The sequence below is a fragment of the Janthinobacterium sp. DSP2-3-3 genome (assembly GCF_049897325.1).
Lineage (GTDB): Bacteria > Pseudomonadota > Gammaproteobacteria > Burkholderiales > Burkholderiaceae_D > Janthinobacterium.
On the sequence record NZ_JAFCWA010000001.1, the window covers coordinates 143,370 to 162,501 of the forward strand.

The window sequence follows — 19,132 nt, forward strand, 5'->3', positions numbered from 1 at the left end:
ATCGTGGCGCCCGCCGCCTTACTTTCGCCGCAGTTCCCCCACCTTCAGCGCCATCGGCGCCGTGCCGGCCGGGCCGGACGGCGCGCGTGCACGCTGCTGAACACACGACGTATCACCTCGGCCGGCACCGCGTGCTCACGCAAGTAGGCTGTCGCCACCGTCCGGCCCAGGGTGTGATGAAACGCCACGCCACGCTCGACGAGCTCGGCCATCACTTTGTCCGTCCGGTCATGCTCCCCAGGTACATCATCGATACTGTTTTTCATGCCATGCCTCCCTGTCGGCTGGATCAACGCTGCACCGAGTTTTGACCACATTGTGCGCATTTAGTGCCCGCCACAGTAACAAAGCATCGTTAAAATAGCAGCAACAACAGCCCCGGTGCCGCATGAATAGCAGCCTCGGCTGCTTGTCGCCACCGCCAGCCCCGTATAAAATGCCTGCGCAGAATTTTTGCTTCAAGGAAAATGGCCAGCAGCGCCATCCCATTAAGAACAGTGTCACTGAAGGGTATCAATGGACGATTTATTTGTACAAGCGGGCGACTTGCCGACCTGGCACCAGCGCTGCGCGCTGCGCGTGCTGCAGCTGTTTGGCTGGCGCATGCGCTTCCGTCCCCTGCCTGGGCCGCGCGGCATCGTCGTCGTCTACCCGCACACGTCGAACTGGGATTTCATGGTGGGCCTGTTCGGCAAATGGGCGCTGTCGCTGCCGTTCCGCTGGCTGGCCAAGGATACCCTGTTCCGCGGCCCCATGGGCAAGGTGCTGCGCTACCTGGGTGGCGAACCCGTCGACCGCAGCACCACCAGCGGCACCATCGGCCGCCAGGCCGAGCGCATGCTGGCCGCCGACTGGTACTGGCTGGCCATCACGCCGGAAGCGACGCGCAGCTACCGTCCGAACTGGAAAAGCGGCTTTTATCACCTGGCCCTGGCCGCCAAGGTGCCGCTGTTGCTGGTGTATATCGACTACCCGAACAAGGTGCTGGGCATCGTCGACCATATCTATTTGACGGGCGACAAGGAAGCCGACATGGCCGCCATCGCCGCCGTGTATGCGGGCCACCAGGGCTTGCATCCGGAAAAGGCGGCGCCCATCGTGCTATCCGAGAAGCGCCCCGGCGCTTAATTCATTCCCATCAGCACCACGCCGGCGGCCGTCAAGGCCACGCCGGCCACGCGCAGAACGCGCTCGGCCATCACCTGGCCGGCGAAACGTCCCGCACACAGCAGCATGGCCGAAGCCAGCATGAAGCCGCACGCGGCCGCTGCAGCCGGCAATTCCTGGCCATGCGCATTGCCATGCGCCAGCGCAAACATGCCCACCAGACCCACGCCCAGCCAGTTCGGCAAGGCCAGCGCCAACGCGATAACCAGTCCCACCAGCGCCACCGTGGCGGCGATGCCCGTTTCCAGACCGGGAATGCGCAAGCCCGCCATGCCGGCCAGCGCACCGAGCAGCATCATGCCAAGGAAAGTGGTCGGCTGGCCCCAGCCACGGCGCTGCTGGCCGCCCCAGAGACCCACGCCCAGCATGGCCAACAAATGGTCGATGCCCGTGAACGGATGGGCGAAACCGGCCAGGAAGCCGGCACTCTCGCCATGACCGGGGTGGGCCATGGCGGGCAGCGCCAGCAGGCACAGCGCAGCCACGGCGGCTGTTTTCTTCATCAGTCTTGCGCTCATTGCAGCTCCTTGCCTGGTTGGTCGAGCAAACCTTGCTCGCGGATAAAATCGATGACGACCTGCACGCCGTCGCCGCTGCGCAGGTTGGTAAACACGAAGGGGCGCTCACCGCGCATGCGTTTGGCGTCCTGCGCCATCACGTCCAGGTTGGCGCCTACATATGGAGCCAGGTCCGTCTTGTTGATAATGAGCAAATCGGAGCGTGTGATGCCGGGCCCGCCCTTGCGCGGGATTTTTTCGCCGCCGGCCACGTCGATCACGTAAATGGTCAGGTCCGACAATTCCGGACTGAAGGTGGCGGCCAGATTATCGCCGCCCGATTCGACCAGGATCAAATCCAGATTGGGAAAGTCTGCCTGCATGCGCGCGATGGCTTCCAGGTTGATGGAAGCATCTTCGCGGATGGCCGTGTGCGGGCAGCCGCCCGTCTCCACGCCCATTAAACGCTCGGCCGGCAAGGCACCGGCGCGCAGCAGGATTTCCATGTCTTCCTTGGTGTAAATGTCATTCGTGATGACGGCCATGTCGTAGCGTTCGCGCATGCCCTTGCACAGCATTTCGCACAAAGCCGTCTTGCCCGAGCCGACAGGCCCGCCGATGCCCACGCGCAGGGGATTGGAGTTGATCGATGTCATGTTGTAGTCTCTCGTTGTCGTGTTCAGGATCGGTACAGGCGGCTGTACTGCACTTCGTGCCGCATCGACAGCAGCGACAGGCCGGGCGCCCAGTTGCCCAGCTCGTCGTCCTGCAAGGTTTGCGCCGTCAGCGCCGCCGCTTCCAGCTCCGGCCGCAGCGACAGCAGCAGGCGCTGGCCCGCCACCTGCCCCAGCGGCACGGATTTCACACAGACGAGCACCTGGTTTTCCGCCCACGCAAACAGCATGGCAAGCAACGCTTCCTCGCGCGGAATGGCCAGCGCCGCCACGGCGCAGGCATAGGCCGTGGGCAGGGCCACTTCCGGCTGGCCCTGCAGCATGTCGATCAGCACGCCGTCGGCCACGCCCAGCTCGGCCAGCAGCTTGGTCAAGGAGTATCCCATCTGGATGGTCTCGGCGCGAAACTCCGCCGTGTCGCGCGAAGCGATGAAGCGCTCGCTCCAGCGCTGCACGGCGCACAGATCGTGCGCCTCGAACGCCTGCATCAAACGCCAGCACAGAGGTGCTTCCCAGCGCGCCACCACCTGCGTCAGATGCTGCGCGATCCAGTCGCGCGCGGTGACCGCATCGTTCACCAGGCCGCACTCCAGTGCCGCTTCCAGTCCCTGCGAATAGCTGTAGGCGCCAATCGGCAGGGCCGGGCTGGCGAACTGCAGCAAATGCAGCAGGGCCGAGGCCTGCATCATGCGGTGCCCGGTGTATCACCGGGGCGGTGGATTTTCTGCCGCAACGGCACGGGCGCCAGCAAATGCCGGCCGTGGCCGTCGTGGTGGCCATGGCCACCTCCATATGCGCCGGCCTCCGGCTCGAACGGCGCACTTTCTTCCGTCACAGTCGCCTGCAAGCCTTCCAGCATCTCCTTCAGCACCACGTCCTTGCGGATGCGCAAAAAGCCGTCGCCCACCTGCGCCTGCGTGTGGCGATTCCCCAAATGAAAAGCGCAGCGCAGCAGGGTATGCGCATCAAGGCAGCGCACCAGGTAGGTCGGTTCGCGTGCGGCGACGATCTGCACCACCTGGCCTTCCGGCCCCGTCATGCGCTCGCCGTCGCGCAGCACCGTGCCGCGCACAGTGAACACGGCCACCTCGTCGCCATTCGACAGCACGGCGCGCAGCCGGCATTTTTCGCGCTGGTCATAGGGCAGCACAAGTTGGACAACGGCGGCGCGATGATCGTCCGCCGCCAGTTTGGTATGCAAAGTGAGCATGATTGTCTCCTGCCTAGAATAGAAAATAGCGCTGCGCCATGGGCAGCACGGCGGCCGCCTCGCACACCAGCAGCTGGCCGTCGGCGCGCACGGCATAGGTTTCCGGGTCCACTTCCATGTGCGGCGTGGCGCTGTTATGGATCATGTCGTGCTTGCGCAAGCCGCGCATGTTTTTCACGGCGATGACGGATTTATTCAGTTTCAACTGGTGCCCGATATCGAGGTCGTAGGCCGCCTGCGAGACAAAGGTGAACGACTTTTTCAGGCCGCCGCCAAAGGCGCCGAACATCATGCGGTAATGCACGGGCTGCGGCGTGGGGATCGACGCGTTCGGGTCGCCCATCTGCGCGGCGGCGATCATGCCGCCCTTTAAAATCATCGATGGCTTGACGCCGAAGAAGGCCGGCTTCCACAGCACGATGTCGGCGATCTTGCCCGCCTCGATGGAGCCCACCACGTGCGAAATCCCATGCGTGATGGCCGGGTTGATCGTGTACTTGGCGATGTAGCGCTTGGCGCGGAAATTGTCGCTGCGCGCGGTGTCGGGCGCCAGCGGTCCCCGCTGCACCTTCATCTTGTGCGCCGTCTGCCAGGTGCGCATGATCACTTCGCCCACACGCCCCATGGCTTGCGAGTCGGACGACATCATGGAAATGGCGCCGATATCGTGCAGGATATCTTCCGCGGCGATGGTTTCGCGGCGGATGCGCGACTCGGCAAAGGCCACGTCTTCGGCAATGGCTGGGTCCAGGTGGTGGCACACCATCAGCATGTCCAGGTGCTCGTCGAGCGTGTTGACGGTGAAGGGCCGCGTCGGGTTGGTCGACGAGGGCAGCACGTTGGATTGCCCTACGGCGGCGATGATGTCGGGTGCATGGCCGCCGCCCGCCCCTTCCGTGTGAAAGGTGTGGATGGTGCGGTCCTTGAAGGCGGCCAGGGTGTGCTCAAGGAAGCCGCCTTCGTTGAGGGTATCGCTGTGCAGCGCCACCTGGATATCCATGCGGTCGGCCACCGACAGGCAGTTGTCGATGGCGGCCGGCGTGCTGCCCCAGTCTTCATGCAGTTTCAGGCCGATGGCGCCCGCGCGCACCTGCTCTTCCAGCGGCAGCGGCAAACTCACATTACCCTTGCCCATGAAGCCCAGGTTCATGGGAAACGCGTCGGCGGCCGCCAGCATGGCATGCAAATGCCATGGCCCCGGCGTGCAGGTGGTGGCGGCCGTGCCCACGGCAGGTCCCGTGCCCCCGCCCAGCATGGTGGTCACGCCGCTCATCAGGGCTTCCTCGATCTGCTGCGGGCAGATGAAGTGGATATGCGTGTCGACGCCGCCGGCCGTGACGATCATGCCTTCACCGGCGATGATCTCGGTCGCGCCGCCGATGGGAAGCGTCACGCCGGGCTGGATGTCCGGGTTGCCCGCCTTGCCGATGCCGAAGATCAGACCATTTTTTAGGCCGATATCGGCTTTCACGATGCCCCAGTGGTCGAGAATGACGGCATTCGTGATGACGGTATCCATCACCTCGGCCGCGCAGCGCTGCGACTGGCCCATGCCATCGCGGATCACCTTGCCGCCGCCGAATTTCACTTCTTCGCCGTAGATCGCATAGTCATGCTCGATCTCGATGAACAGTTCCGTGTCGGCCAGGCGGATGCGGTCGCCCTTGGTGGGGCCGAACATCTCGGCGTACGCGCTGCGGGGAATGCTGGCCATCTCAATCCTTTCCTGGTGGAGTGTCTTGCAGTGCGCCCATCACTTCGCGATTGAAGCCGTAAACCTTGCGTTCGCCCGCCAGCGCCACCAGTTCCACCGTGCGCTGCTGGCCCGGTTCGAAACGCACGGCGGTGCCGGCCGTGATGTTCAAACGCATGCCGTAGGCGCGCCAGCGCTCGAAAGCCAGCGCCGGATTGACTTCAAAAAAGTGAAAGTGCGAGCCGACCTGGATCGGCCGGTCGCCCCGGTTGGCCACCACCACGGTGGCCGTGGCGCGGCCCGCATTGAGGCTGATTTCGCCTTCTTCCAATTTGTATTCGCCTGGGGTCATGAGGGGCTCCTTCAAAGATCGCGTTACGCTTGCCGGCGGGTCGCCGGCGCAAAAACAGCCATGGCGCGGGTGGCGCCCTGGCCAGTCAAGAAACTACGGTATTGGATGGTGCACGGTCACCAGCTTGCTGCCATCGGGGAAGGTCGCTTCCACCTGGATATCGGGGATCATCTCGGCGATACCATCCATGACGTCGGCGCGCGAGAGTATTTTCGTACCGTCCGACATCAGCTGCGCCACCGACTTGCCATCGCGCGCGCCTTCCATGATGGCGGCGCTGATCAGAGCCACCGCTTCCGGATAATTCAATTTCAAGCCACGCGCCAGGCGCCGTTCGGCCAGCAGTGCGGCCGTAAAAATGAGCAGCTTGTCTTTTTCGCGGGGAGTCAGGTCCATGGTTTTCCTTGCGCTTCTTTCCTGATCAAGTGTTCCAGCTGCGGGGTACGACGGCGTCGCGTCCCAGCATGGCGGGGCGCAGCAACTGCCAGGCGACCAGCATGATTCGACGCGCCGCCTCGCTGTCGCCGCACAGCAGGCGCACCACCACCAGCGCCTTGATTTGCGTGGCGCCGAATGCGGCGCCGGCCGGCACGGCGATCTCGCGCACGGCCGCCAGCACGGCGGGAGAAATAGACGTGCCGACGGCGATCAGGGTGGCGCATACCGTGTGGCCTCCCAATCCCAGTGGACTGGCCATCAGCGCGCCGTCGGCGGCCAGCACGCCCTGCTCCCACCACAGCAGCTTGCCGCCGCGGCGGATTTGCACCTGCTGGCTGATGCTGCCCGTGTTAAAAATTTCGCCAGAGGCGCTGCGGCCCAGGCAAACGATGTCGCAACCGATGTAGCTGGCGTTCGCCGCCAGTTCCACCTCGTGGCGCAGGCGCACGCAAGCCTGGTCGAAGAAAATGCTCTCCTGTGGCAGCCACTCGATGGCGGCGCCGGCGCCGGCGCGCAGCACGATATGCTGACCCGAGACGTGGCCATTCGCGCGGTACCACTTGGCCGCGCCCGGCGACGTGAGAAACGCATGCGCGCCCTCGCCCACCGTGGCGTCGACGGCCAGCTGGTCGCCGCCCACCACGCCGCCGGGCGGATGGATGATGATGGCGTGGCAGACGGCATCGCCTTCGGGATATAGGGGCTTTTGCACGCGCAAAGGGCCGCTATGCGTGCGCTCGACCAGGCGGCTGACGCCATCGTGCCAGGCAAAGCCCAGGCGCAAATGCGCCTGCCAGGCGCTGTGCGCGCTGGCGTCATTCGATATAGCTGGACGGGTGCTGTCTGGCATGCGGAGCAATCGCGTAAATAAGCGACTACCTAAGCAGGATATGTGCCAGCGTCAGGGGAAGGAATAGTGAGCATTGCGCACCATGCTGCAGCGGATGCACCGGCATGGTGCATCGGCCGCACCGCGGGGCTCAGGTCACAGCCAGGATGCGCCGTTCGCGCAGCAAGGCCGTGAAGGCTTCCGCGGCAAGGGGCCGGCTGAAATAATAGCCCTGCATTTCGTCGCAGCCGTGTTCCGTCAGGAAGGCCACCTGTTCGCGCGTTTCCACGCCTTCGGCGATGACGCGCATATCCAGGTTGTGCGCCAGCGAGATGACGGAACGGGCGATGGCCGCATCGCTGCTGCTGGTGGTAACGTCGTCGACGAAGGATTTGTCGATCTTCAGCACATCGATGGGAAAGCGTTTCAGATAGCCCAGGCTGGAATAGCCGGTGCCGAAGTCGTCGAGGGAAATGCCCACGCCGATATCCTTCAGGCGCGTGAGAGCCGCCACCGCCTTGTCCGGGTCGCCCATCACCGTGCTTTCCGTGATCTCGATACCCAGACAGGCGGGCGCGATGCCGTATTTGCGCAAGGTCGCCTCGACAAACGGCACCGTGCGGTCCTGCGCAAACTGTTTACCCGACAGGTTGACGGCCACCTTGATGCTGCCCAGGCCCGCATCGTGCCAGACGCGGATCTGCGCGCAGACACTTTCGAGCACCCATTCGCCGATGGCCGTGATCGAGCCGTATTCCTCGGCCAGCGCGATGAACAGGCCGGGCGGCACCTTGCCCAGCACCGGGTTATCCCAGCGCAGCAGGGCTTCCGCGCCCAGCATGGCGCCCGTGCGCAAACACATTTGCGGCTGGTAATGCACGGCGAATTCATCGCGGCAGATGGCGCCGCGCAGTTGCTGCTGCATGGCCAGGCGGGCGCGGATATCACTGCCCATGCGCTCCGTGAAGAAGGCGTAATGGTCGCGCCCCATTTCCTTGGCGCGCACCAGTGCCGTGTCGGCGTGGCGCAGCACGTCGTCGAGGCTGTCGCCGTCGGCCGGGCACATGGCGATGCCGATACTGGTGGTCAGCGCCAGGCGCTCGCCATCGACGCTGAGTTCTTCGCGCAAGCCGGCCAGGATGGTTTGCGCCAGCGCAAGCGTGCGCCCCAGCAGGGCATCGTCGTGCAGCAGGATCTGGAATTCGTCGCCGCCCTGGCGCACCACGGTGTCGCCTTCGCGCACGCAGCCGGAGAGGAAACGTGCCACCACTTGCAGCGCCTTGTCGCCCACGGCCTGGCCGTGCGAATCGTTGATATTCTTGAAGCGGTCCAGGTCCAGGCACATCAGCACCACTTGCTGGCTGTCGCGCAGGGCGTTCGCGCGCGCTTGTTCGAAGCGCTCGCGCAACAGCACGCGGTTCGGCAAACCGGTCAGCGCGTCATGGTAGGAGAGGAAGTCGATCAGATGCTGCTCGGCCTTGCGCTCGCTGATATCGAGGAAGACACCCACGTAGTTGACGACGCCGCCATCCGGGCCATGCACGGTGGACACGCTGAGCAAACAGGGATAGGTGTCGCCGCTCTTGCGCCGCGTTTGCACCTCGCCCGACCAGCAGCCGCTGCTGCGCAAGCCCTGGCGCATGGCCAGCAGCACCGCTTCGCCCGTGTGCTCGGCATGCAGGCGCATGATATCCGTGCCCACCACTTCCTGCGCCGCATAGCCGGTGATGCGTGTAAAAGCGGGATTGGCCGTGACGATGACGCCGGCCGGATCCGTGATCAAAATGGCGTCCTGGGTGGCTTCGAAGACCTGGCCCGACAGGCGCAGCAATTCTTCATTGCCGCGGCGGATCTGCACTTCGCGCGCCAGGGTGCTGGCCACCTGCGCCAGTTCGGCCGTGCGTTCGGCCACGCGCCGTTCCAGGTTGGCGCGCTCCTGCGCCAGTTGCAGCTGCGCCCGCGCCAGGCGCACGTGCGCATCGGTGCGGGCCAGGATTTCCTCGGCCTGGAAGGGCTTGGCGATAAAATCGACGGCGCCCAGCGCAAAGCCGCGCACCTTGTCGTCCGTATCGTACTGGGCCGACAGGAAGATCACCGGCACCTGGCGCAAGGACGGTATCTCCTTCAGGCGGCGGCAGACTTCAAAGCCGTCGAGGCCCGGCATGCGCACGTCGAGCAAAATCAGCTCGGGCGGGCGCGCCTGGGCCGTCCACAGGGCCAGTTCACCGTTCGGCGCCTGGCGCACCGCATAGCCGGCGCCACCCAGCAAATCGCTCAACAACTTTAGCGAAGCCGGCGTATCTTCAACGATCAGTACTTCGCCCTTCGAATTTACTTCCGAAAAATCGCGGTGCATGTAGCAGTTCTCTCAGCTTTGGATGAGGCGCGGCGGTCCGTTGCCACGCTGGACAAGACATTTCTTTGCGATGAACTACGTACTATCATCATAATCTTTATTGCAATTTAGCACCATCCATGCGCGGCACTTAGTCCTCTTTTCATCGAATTCGATGTTGTCAGTCCACACTTTCAGGTAGGTGCCAGCGCGCCCTCGCTCTCCAGCAAGACGCACAGCTGACGGTACTGGTGCTGGTCGAGCATGGCCTGCAGCGGCGCCAGCAACGGCGCTGCCGCCGCCGGCAGGGTTGCCAGCAGCTGCGCCACCCTGGCCAGGTTCAATTCGCGCAGCGCCACCAGCAAGGCGGCGCGCTGATCCCCGGCCAGCAGCAGCAAGTCTTGCGCCTGCAGTGCCGGTGGCACTGCCGCCTGCGCCGGCACGGCCGGTGGCGCGGGAGCCTGCAATGGCGCCTGCGCCGCCTGCGCGGGTATGCTGAAACGGAAGATGGCACCCTGCCCCGGCGCCGATTCCAGCGTCAGTTCGCCTTTCATCAACTGCACGAATTCGCGCGAGATGGCCAGCCCCAGGCCCGTGCCATCCTTCGGTCCCATGCTGTCGGCCTGCACGAACGGTTCGAAGATGCGCTGCTGGTCCTCCGGGGCGATGCCGATGCCCGTGTCGCTGACGGCGAACGACAGGCGCCACGTGGCGTCATCGCGCCGCTCGCCGCGCACCCGCAAGGTGACCTCGCCGCTGCCGGCAAACTTGACGGCGTTCGACATCAGGTTCAGTAGCACTTGGCGCAAGCGCGTCGCGTCGAGCAGCACAGCCGGCGGCAGGTCCGCGCAATCGAGGCGCAGGGCCAGTCCCTGCTGCTCGGCGCGCATGCCCAGCATGTCCATCACTTCCTGCAACAAGGGCGCCAGCGCCACTACGGCCGTCTGCGCCTGCAAGCGTCCCGCCTCGCCCTTCGACAGTTCGAGGATTTCATTGATCAGGGTGAGCAAATGGTTGCCGGAGCGGTGGATGATGGCCAGGTTGCGCTTTTCATCGTCCTGCATATTGGGCGAGGCGGCCATCAGGCGCGAAAAGCCGATCACGGAATTCAAGGGCGTGCGCAGTTCATGGCTCATGTTAGCCAGGAAGGTGCTCTTGGCGCGGTTCGCCGCCTGCGCCTGGCTGACGGCCACCGACAAGGCGCTCGTGCGCTCGGCCACCAGTTCTTCCAGATGATGGCGGTGGCGCAGCAGTTCCAGTTCGGCCTCGCGATGCGCCGTGATGTCGTAGTTGGAGCCCACCATGCGCATGGGCTGGCCCCGCCCGTCGCGGAAGATCACGGCATCGGCCTTGATGTAGCGGATGGCGCCATCGGGCCACAGGATGCGGTACTCGTGCGTGAACGCCAGGCCGGCGCTCAGCGCGGCGCGCAGGGCCGCCTTGGTGGCCGGCACGTCGTCCGGCACCAGCGCCGCGCGCCAGATGGCCGCCGGCGCCATGCTGCTGGTCGCATCGGCCTTGAACTGCGCATACATCTGCTCGTCCCACTGCAATGCATCGCTGCTGACATTCCAGTCCCAGATGCCGATGCTGGCCGCGCCGGTCGCCATCTGCACGCGCTCCTCGCTGCGTTGCAAGGCGCGGTAGCGGCTGTCGAGCAGCGCCACCATGTCGCGGATGGAACGGTACAGGGTGCGCAACTCGCCCAGGAACCACGCTTGCGGCGGCGTGCCGAACGCTTCGCCCTGCCCCGCCTTGACGCCCGCGGCGTACTGGCCGATGGCCTTCAGGGGCTTGAGCATCAGACACCACATGAGCAGCCAGATGCTGGCCACCAGGATCACGTCGAGCGCCACGATCATGGCGCCGATGCCCAACGCGCGCTGCCGCAGCTGCGCGTGCAGCAGGGCCGGCGTCGCATACACGGCAACGCTGCCGATGACTTGTCCACCCATCGTCACGGGACGCCGCTGCACCAGCCAGCCCGGTTCGGCCGACAGCGCGGAGAGGCTGTCGATGGCGCCGTCGGCATTGCGGCGCAGGACCAGCGCCTCCTTGCCGATGCCCGGCGTGAGGGAACTGGCCACCAGATCGCGCTTGCCCAGCATGCTGCGCATGATGGCCTGCATCTGCTTTTCATCCAGGTTCCACAAGGGCAGTTCGATGGCCACGGCCAACTGGTCCGCGCTGACGGCCAGGCTGCGATGCAACTGCTGCAAGCGCTGCTCGCGTTCGGACTGGTAAAACAGCACGGCAAACACCAGCAGCAGCGCAGTGACGACACAGGTCAGCGCCACGCTGACGGCCAGCACGATGGATACGCTGCCCAGACGGGCGCCCTTGGGCGAGTGAAAAGTCATGCGTCTTCGCCCTGCGGTTCGCTGGCCAGCTGCGCCAGCAAGGCGCACAGCGGCTGGTACTGGTGCTGTTCCAGCATGGCGGCGATATGCGCGGACAGCTGCGGCAGGCTGGTGGAAACGCCGGCCAGCACGATGGCGCTGCGCCGCAAATCGAGGGCTTGCACGGATTCGAGCAGCGCCTGACGTTCGGCTGCGCCCAGCTGGCCCAGCGCCTGCTGCAAGTCAAAGGCCGCCGCCAGCACACGCGGCGGCGCGGCGGCGGCGCGCTGGAAGCGCACGCCCAGTTGCTGCTCCAGCATGGCAAACAGATGTTCCTGCTCGATCGGTTTGCGCAGGAAGCCGTCGGCGCCAGCCGCCAGCGCCTCCTGCTTTTCTTCCTCGAAGGCGGAGGCGGTCATGATCACCAGGCGCGGCTGCACCAGCGCCGGCTGCGCGCGCAGCCAGCGCGTCAGCGCCAGGCCATCCATGTCAGGCATGCGCCAGTCGCTCAGCACCATGTCGTAGCGCTGCGCCGCCAGCATGGCTTGCGCCTGCGCGCCGCCTGCCGCTTCCTGCAGCTGGAAACCCAGCGGCGCCAGCAAGCCGGCCAGCAGCTTGCGGCAGTTGTCGTCATCATCGACCAGCAGCACCATGCGCCCGCGCTGGCCCGGCGGCAGGCGCGCCACGCGGCCCGGCGCCAGCGCCGCGATGGCCGGCCGCTGCAGCACCGGCGCGCGCAGGTCGAAACGGAATACGGAACCGGCTCCCAGCGTGGAATCGACGCGCAGCTCGCCGCCCATCAGGCGCACGAATTCGCGCGAAATAGTCAGCCCCAATCCCGTGCCAGCCTGCGCCACCGCGCTGTCGGCCTGCACGAACGGCTCAAAGATGCGTTCCAGGTCCGCTTCCGCGATGCCGCTGCCCGTATCGCGCACGGCAAACGCCAGCGCCATTTGCCCATGGTCTGCCGCCTGGCACGCCAGCGACAAGGTCACGCTGCCTTGCTCGATGAACTTGAGCGCGTTCGACAGCAGATTCAGGAGCACCTGGCGCAGCTTGGCGCCATCGAGGCGCACCAGCGGCGGCACGCCGGAACGTTCAAGCTGCAGCGCGATGCCCTGGTCGCTCGAACGCATGCGCACCATCTCGAGGACTTCGTCGAGCAAGCCATTCAAGTCGACGGGTCCCGTTTGCAACTGCATGCGGCCCGCCTCGATTTTCGACAATTCGAGGATGTCGTTGATCAAGGTCAGCAAATGATGACCGGCGCGGTTGATGATCGCCAGGTTATGCTTTTCTTCCTCGAACATGCTGCTCGAATCGGCCATCATCTGCGAAAACCCGATCACGGAATTGAGCGGCGTGCGCAATTCGTGACTCATGTTGGCCAGGAAGACGCTTTTCGCGCGATTCGCCGATTCGGCCTCGGTGACGGCCACCGACAGGGCCGCCGTGCGCTGCTGCACCAGTTCCTCCAGGTGGTCGCGGTAGCCGAGCAATTCCTGCTCGCTATGCTTGCGCTCGGAAATATCGACGATGCCGCTGCGCACCAGGCGCCGCCCTTCCATGGGCAATTTGACCAGCCGTACTTCGCAGGGGAAAATGCTGCCGTCGGCACGTCGCACATTGCGCTCCACCAGGACAGGCTCGCCCTGCATGGCGCGGCGCAGATGCTCTTCCATCATCAGCCCCAGCGGCAGGCCATCGGGCTGCTTGCCGCTATACAGGTCGAAGGGCCCGCATGCCAGCAGCGCCGCGCGCGACAGGCCCAGCATGCGCTGCGCGCTGCTGTTGGCGTCGACGAAGCGGTCCAGGTCCAGGTCGTACACCAGAATGGCTTCCGGCGCATGTTCGACCAAAATGCGGAAGCGCTGCTCGCTCTCGCGCGCCTCGCTCTCGGCGCGGCGCAGGCGCCGCCGCTGCAGCAGCAAGGCGCTTAGCAAGCCAGCCATCACGATGAAGACGCCGCCCACCAGCAGCACGGCGACGCGGTGTTCATGCCACAGTTGCGGCGGCCGGTTAAAGAATAGCGTGTGCGGCGGCAGCAGGCTGATGTCCACATCCCAGCGCTGCAGCTGTTCCCAGTCATACATGGGCACCGGGCGGGCCGGCGGCAACAAGGCGCCCGGAGCGGCAGGCACCTTGCCCGCCAGCACGGCCAGCGACATCTGCGCCACCTGCTGCGCGGCCTGTTCGATGTGCAGGATGGAGCCGCCCAGGATGCCCTTGCCGACCGTCGCGTTGTACATGCCAAAGGTGGGCACATTGGCCAGCCGCGCCAGCTGCACGGAAAACTGCACGGGCGTGGCGACGTTACCGTCCACGTCGCGGTTGACATTGCCCGCCACCAGCACGCTATCAGCGGGCCAGTGCGCCACCACAGAGCGCATCTGCTCCAGGGTCAGGTTATCGAGATAGCGCATGGCCACCTTGCCCTGCCACGCCAGCGCCGCCTGCTGCATGCTGCGCTTCAAGACCTGGTCGGCCTCGCTGACGCCGACGGCCAGGACGATGGTTTTGGTCTCCGGAAACAGTGCCATGGCTTGCGCCAGGGTACCGGGAAAATCGACATTCGCCTTTTGCTGCCAGATGGCAACCGGGCTGCCGGCCGGCAAGGCCATGCCCGAGGTGTTAATCGCCAACACGGGCACGCCGCGCGCCAGCGGCGCCAGATCCGACAACAGGAAATCGAGCGCCGGCTGCTGCATGGCGATGATCAGGTCGGCTTTGCGCCCCATCATCTGAGTGTATCTTAAAAGCAACAAATCACGCATCTCGTTGCGCAGCGCCGGGTCGCCCTGGGTATTCAGGTTGAGGTGCTCAACCATAATGTCTTCGTTGGCCAAGCCCGCAGCCACCATCGCTGCCACATAGGTGCGCGTGTACGATTCCACGCCGGCGCGGCCATAGTCGTAGGCGTTAAGAAACAGCACGCGCTGGCCCTGGTGCGGCGGCTCGGCGGCGGCGGCGGGCGACGATGCGGGCAAAGCCGCAGGGGCTGCGGCGGCACAGAACGCCAGCAGCAATGCGCGGCAGCAGCGGCGCACCGCTGCCCTGCCCATCCCGCCGCCAGCCCGCAAGCCGCCCGGCACATCACGCATCATTTGCCATGCCCATGCCCATGCTCACTCCCGCCTGTCACCATGTTTCAACTATGCACTGACGGATCAGCCACCGACACTTACAAAAACATGATAACGTCAACTGCAGGGACAAGTCTATTCCTTAGGGCAATCTTTTCACAATGCACCCACTCGCAACGCCAACCATCGTTACGCGGCGGTGCCGCTGATACCGAACAATTCTAGCTTCAGCCCTTTTATGCCAGACGGCACATAAATCGCAATCGCCTGGGCTTTGATCATGCTGTCATAAATACTGCCCTTGTCATCAATCGAAAAGTAATACGTATTGGGCCGTACCGGCACTTCAGCAGGAACCTGTGCCATGTGGCGCAACTCGGCACCCGGAAGTGCCCGGTTCAGTAATAGTTCGATAGTGTCCGGAGACGAAATTTTGAATTGCAAGGGCACCGTGGCGACCAGTTCCAGCCCCGGCATATCAGCGTTTACCGCAAGAAAGAGTTCGGTCTGACGGTCAATCCGCGTGGCATCGAGCACACCGTGATAGTGGGTGTTTTGTTGCATGTCATTGGACAGCGCAATCGGGAAGTAACGCGACAGGAGCACAGTGTCGATCAGGTCGCGAATGATGCCATCGAGCTTGCCGAAACCGGGAGCCGCATCAGCGTGACAATAAGCCGGCAAGTCGCTCAGTGTGTATTTTTTAGAAAACGTCATCAAGCCACCAGCCAATGTCATCAATTTTTCAAACAAATACACGGGATGGTGGCGCCGGTAACTGGCGCAATGACTGAGCGTGGCGCTGGCCGTGCTTAATGTATTGAGCATCCAGAACGAGGAAACATCGCCGCCATGAAATTCCACCGTGTGATTACCGGGTTGACGATGGCGGCTGTACAGCGCCTCAATTTTCGCGCCCATGCGGTCGATCAGCGAATCGAGCATCTTCTGCAGCGAGGACTCGGCGCTGATGGTCAGGCCAGGCGGAATGAAGGAGGCATCGATTTCAAAGCTGCCATTGCCAGCCCGGTACAGACGGATCACCGGGATGGCAAGGTAATCATTCAGAGGATCCAGCTGCGACAGCAGATACACGCGTTTCTTCAGGTAAGCCACGTCTATGCTGACTGCCTCGCTGTACAAATCCGGGGTTTCGATATCCGCCTGGACATAGCGCGCGCCTGCAGAGCTCACATTGCCGCCATGTGCCTGCAACATGGGCAGTGCGGCATAAAAAGTAAAACTATGTTCGCCGGAAGGCAGCTTGGACAAATCAACCGCACTGGGCAATACATCGCCAAGCGGCGCTTCAAACAGTTCTCCATCCTGAAAGACGAGCGACATGTTGTCCGCCCGCAGGCTATTGTTAGCCAATGCATCCGCATTCCAGCTGACGCCATGCACACCCCATAAATGGGGATTAATCAACGAGGCCAGACGTTGCAAACGCGCTTCATGGTAGCGGTCCAGCTGCTGAAATTGCTGGGGACCGATAGCCAGCCCCTCGGACCACAGTAATTTGGATGGCAATGTCATTGCGTTCTCCATGTTGACCGTTGGAATCTTGCTGCCTTGCCAGTCTGATGTGGCCAGCTTGGAAGTCTTTGATGTTGCGCAGCAACCTTGTTCAATTATTTGCGCAAACGCAATTTACCTCTGAGCAAACGCTCGGATACTGGCCATTCCGCCACAATGACACAGGAAAAGAGAGATGGAGGACTTGCTGCCGTATTTCGAACGCGAATTGGTGATGCTGCGGCGACATTGCCGTGAGTTTGCCGAACGCTATCCGAGAATCGCCGGCAAATTGCACATGTCCGGCGAGTCTTGCGAAGATCCGCACATCGAACACTTGATCGAATCGGTGGCCATGCTGGCGGCACGCATCTCAAAACGACTCGATGACGACTATCCGCAATTTACCGAAGCCTTGTTCGAAGCCTTGTTCCCACATTATCTGCGCCCCTTTCCATCGTGCACGATCGTGCACCAATCCGCCCCGGCGGCTGGAGCGGGCGTATTGCACCTGCCAGCAGGCAGTGACATGGATGCAACGCCTGTGCGCGGCGTGCGCTGCCGTTTCAAGACGATCTACGCGATGACGACAGGAGCAACGGTGCTGGAAAGTGCGGTTTTCGATGCCATGATCAAGGCGCCGCCAGGCGTACGCCTGCCAGCATCGGCCAGTTCCTCGCTGAACATCAGCATCCGGCATCTCGATGCGGCGCCAGCATCGCTGCGCGTTTTCATCGATGCCGAAGCTTCTTTTTCCGCCGCATTGCGCGATGCCTTGTTCCTGCAGACAGTCTGCGCTTTTGTGTCTATCGACGCGGTGCAATGGTTTGTCTTGCCCGCCGTGCCTTTGACACCCGTCGGCTTCGCCGACACGGATGCCTTGATACCTTTCGGTGCTCGTTCGCAGCCGGCCTACCGCATCCTGAGCGAGTACTTTGCGTATCCGGAAAAATTCAATTTCTTTGACCTCGATATCGCTGCGCTGAGTGCTGCCCTGCCGTCCGGGTGCCAGCGCTTCACCCTGCATCTGTGCATGGCCGGTTTGCGACCCGATTCCGCTACGGCGCGCATGTTATCCAGCATTTCCAGCGAAAACTTGAGGCTAGGCTGTAGTCCGGCGGTCAATCTCTTCCGCCAGGAAGGCGTGCCGATCGCCATCACCCGGCAGAAAACCGACTACTCCGTGCTGGCCCATGCCACCCACGCGCATGGTTACGAAGTCGTCTCCGTCGACGCGGTGCGTTTGCTGCGCCAACGCGGCGGCGACAGCACGCTGACCGAATTTCGCCCGCTGTACAGCCTGCGCCATGGTGAAGGTGCGGCGCAACAGGGCCATTACTGGGTCGTACGCCACGATACGAATTTGGCCATCAACAGTCCTGGTCACGAAAAGAAAATCACGCTGGTCGATAGTGACTTCAATCCCTTGATCCATGAAAAGGCCAGCTTATCGCTGTCGCTGACATGCAGTAACCGCGATCTTCCCCTTGCGCTCAAATACGGCCAGCCGCAAGGAGACTTGCAACCGTGCGGCGGCGGACCTGCACTGCACATGCTGCGACGCCCCAGCCAGCTGCGGCGCTTTTCACCGGGCGCGGGCCTGCACTGGCGCCTGATTTCGCACCTGGCGCTGAATCATCACGCGCTGGTGCAGGAAGGTCTGCCGGCGCTGCGCGAAATGCTGACACTCTACGACTTGTCCCAAACGGCCACCTCGCAACGCCAGATCAACGGCATCGTCGCGCTGGCGCACTCGCCGACCACGACATGGCTGCGACACAAGCGCGGCACCTCGTTGGCGCATGGCGTGGAGGTGCGCATCACGCTGGACGAGGAAGCATTCGTCGGCAGCGGCATGCACCTGTTTGTGCAGGTGATCGATCACTTTCTTGGGCTGTATGTGCAAATCAACAGTTTCATCGAACTGGTGGTGCTGTCATTGCAAAGCGGAGAGGAGCTGATCCGATGCAAATCAAGAAGCGGACTGCAGAATCTGGTGTAATGCACCACTTGCTGGCCGAGCCGTACCGCTACCAGTTCGTGCAGGCGGTGCGTATTCTGCTGTGCTGGCTACGTAGCCAGAATGTATCCCATGCGCAAGCCTTCAAGCAGGTGTTGCGCTTCAAGAACAGCCTGTCCTTGAGTTTTCCCGCCAGTGAAATTGAACAGCTCTCGCTCGACGACAATGAACAACTGATTTTGATACCGACGTTCATGCGTTTTATGGGCGTCGGCGGCACCTTGCCCCTGCACCACACAGAACGCATTGCCGCCTACCGCTTGTCGAGCAAAGACGCTGGCGTCTCGGCCTTCCTTGATATCTTTTCACACCGCATGGTCGTGCTGTATTACCAGGCGTGGGAAAAGTATCGACTGGAATCCACGCTCCAGACCCAGGCAAAAGATGCACAATTGCCTTTGCTGCTGGCACTGGCTGGCGTGCGGCGCACTGCACTGCCGGCGAGCGCCGAACCTGATGCCGTGACGCAAGACGTGGCGGCCTGGTACGCGGGTCAGCTGCGCTGCCGTCCCGTCTCCGCGCAAGCGATTGGCCCCGTGCTGGCTGAGTACTGCGGTGTACCCGTCTCCCTGCAACAATTTGTCGGTGGCTGGGACTATCTAGAAAAAAATCGGCGCAGCCTGCTAGGCAGTGTCAACTTTACCCTGGCGCGCGGCGCAACCGTTGGCCTGCGGCTTTGGCGCCGCGACATGCGCGTCTGCCTGCATATCGGGCCGCTGGATCCCGCCGGCCTAGAACGCTTCCTGCCGCGCAGCACAGGCGCGGCGGCACTGGCAAAAATGCTGGCGCTGTTTGGCGTACCAGACTTGCAGTATGAAGTGCGGCTGATATTGAGTCCGCCATGCATTACCCCCCTGCTTCTGAGTTCCAATCCGTCAGAAAGACGGCGCCTTGGCTGGACGACGTTTCTGCAGACAGCACAAGGCAAGGTAGGCGGCGCCGAAGTGCGTTATTTGCTGCAACTGGCTTGAAGCAATGCA

At 63.3% G+C, this 19,132-nt stretch carries 16 protein-coding genes; 3 read left to right on the top strand and 13 right to left on the bottom strand.

The genetic code is table 11. The features are described 5' to 3' along the window. Positions 1 to 44: 44 nt before the first annotated feature. Positions 45 to 266 (bottom strand): hypothetical protein, encoded by a 222-nt coding sequence (locus tag ACP7DE_RS00790; RefSeq protein ID WP_426070296.1) that lies wholly within the window; start codon positions 264 to 266, stop codon positions 45 to 47. Positions 267 to 516: 250 nt separating this feature from the next. Here ACP7DE_RS00790 and ACP7DE_RS00795 point away from each other — a divergent pair, with 250 nt between their 5' ends. Continuing rightward, positions 517 to 1,128: a 1-acyl-sn-glycerol-3-phosphate acyltransferase gene (locus ACP7DE_RS00795; protein WP_426070297.1), complete on the top strand. Its 612-nt coding sequence runs from the start codon at positions 517 to 519 to the stop codon at positions 1,126 to 1,128. Here ACP7DE_RS00795 and ACP7DE_RS00800 read toward each other — a convergent pair. The 12 genes from ACP7DE_RS00800 to tssK all read right to left on the bottom strand — a co-directional run bounded on the left by ACP7DE_RS00800 (position 1,125) and on the right by tssK (position 16,153). After that, positions 1,125 to 1,685 (bottom strand): HupE/UreJ family protein, encoded by a 561-nt coding sequence (locus ACP7DE_RS00800; RefSeq protein ID WP_426070298.1) that lies wholly within the window; start codon positions 1,683 to 1,685, stop codon positions 1,125 to 1,127. The two genes, ACP7DE_RS00795 and ACP7DE_RS00800, sit on opposite strands and share 4 nt — an antisense overlap. After that, complete coding sequence (gene ureG / locus ACP7DE_RS00805; protein WP_426070299.1) at positions 1,682 to 2,320, bottom strand: urease accessory protein UreG; 639 nt, start codon at positions 2,318 to 2,320, stop codon at positions 1,682 to 1,684. The genes ACP7DE_RS00800 and ureG overlap by 4 nt, the downstream gene beginning before the upstream one ends. 23 nt (positions 2,321 to 2,343) lie before the next feature. Further along, positions 2,344 to 3,024: an urease accessory protein UreF gene (locus ACP7DE_RS00810; RefSeq protein ID WP_426070862.1), complete on the bottom strand. Its 681-nt coding sequence runs from the start codon at positions 3,022 to 3,024 to the stop codon at positions 2,344 to 2,346. After that, on the bottom strand, positions 3,024 to 3,548 hold the full coding sequence (gene ureE, locus ACP7DE_RS00815; protein ID WP_426070300.1) for an urease accessory protein UreE: 525 nt from the start codon (positions 3,546 to 3,548) through the stop codon (positions 3,024 to 3,026). The genes ACP7DE_RS00810 and ureE overlap by 1 nt, the downstream gene beginning before the upstream one ends. A 13-nt stretch (positions 3,549 to 3,561) precedes the next feature. Then, a complete protein-coding gene (gene ureC, locus ACP7DE_RS00820; RefSeq protein WP_426070301.1) occupies positions 3,562 to 5,262 on the bottom strand; it encodes an urease subunit alpha in 1,701 nt (566 codons plus the stop codon). Position 5,263: 1 nt separating this feature from the next. Beyond that, the gene (locus tag ACP7DE_RS00825) at positions 5,264 to 5,593 is read right to left on the bottom strand and encodes an urease subunit beta (protein ID WP_426070302.1); all 330 of its coding nucleotides are present in this window, start codon (positions 5,591 to 5,593) and stop codon (positions 5,264 to 5,266) included. Positions 5,594 to 5,686: 93 nt separating this feature from the next. Beyond that, on the bottom strand, positions 5,687 to 5,989 hold the full coding sequence (locus ACP7DE_RS00830) for an urease subunit gamma (protein WP_034751936.1): 303 nt from the start codon (positions 5,987 to 5,989) through the stop codon (positions 5,687 to 5,689). A gap of 25 nt (positions 5,990 to 6,014) precedes the next feature. After that, a complete protein-coding gene (locus tag ACP7DE_RS00835) occupies positions 6,015 to 6,881 on the bottom strand; it encodes an urease accessory protein UreD (protein WP_426070303.1) in 867 nt (288 codons plus the stop codon). Between the two features lie 130 nt (positions 6,882 to 7,011). Beyond that, a complete protein-coding gene (locus ACP7DE_RS00840; RefSeq protein ID WP_426070304.1) occupies positions 7,012 to 9,216 on the bottom strand; it encodes an EAL domain-containing response regulator in 2,205 nt (734 codons plus the stop codon). A gap of 173 nt (positions 9,217 to 9,389) precedes the next feature. Then, positions 9,390 to 11,555 (bottom strand): ATP-binding protein, encoded by a 2,166-nt coding sequence (locus tag ACP7DE_RS00845; protein ID WP_426070305.1) that lies wholly within the window; start codon positions 11,553 to 11,555, stop codon positions 9,390 to 9,392. Further along, positions 11,552 to 14,638 carry a response regulator gene (locus ACP7DE_RS00850; protein ID WP_426070306.1) on the bottom strand — a complete coding sequence of 1,029 codons (3,087 nt, stop codon included), beginning with the start codon at positions 14,636 to 14,638 and terminating at the stop codon, positions 11,552 to 11,554. Before ACP7DE_RS00850 ends, ACP7DE_RS00845 begins: the two co-directional genes overlap by 4 nt. 168 nt (positions 14,639 to 14,806) lie before the next feature. Beyond that, the gene (tssK, locus tag ACP7DE_RS00855; RefSeq protein ID WP_426070307.1) at positions 14,807 to 16,153 is read right to left on the bottom strand and encodes a type VI secretion system baseplate subunit TssK; all 1,347 of its coding nucleotides are present in this window, start codon (positions 16,151 to 16,153) and stop codon (positions 14,807 to 14,809) included. Positions 16,154 to 16,328: 175 nt separating this feature from the next. Between tssK and tssF the strand changes: the two genes are divergently transcribed. Both tssF and tssG read left to right on the top strand, forming a co-directional pair. Continuing rightward, the gene (tssF, locus tag ACP7DE_RS00860; protein WP_426070308.1) at positions 16,329 to 18,134 is read left to right on the top strand and encodes a type VI secretion system baseplate subunit TssF; all 1,806 of its coding nucleotides are present in this window, start codon (positions 16,329 to 16,331) and stop codon (positions 18,132 to 18,134) included. After that, on the top strand, positions 18,134 to 19,123 hold the full coding sequence (gene tssG, locus ACP7DE_RS00865; RefSeq protein ID WP_426070309.1) for a type VI secretion system baseplate subunit TssG: 990 nt from the start codon (positions 18,134 to 18,136) through the stop codon (positions 19,121 to 19,123). The genes tssF and tssG overlap by 1 nt, the downstream gene beginning before the upstream one ends. The last annotated feature ends 9 nt before the right edge of the window (positions 19,124 to 19,132 follow it).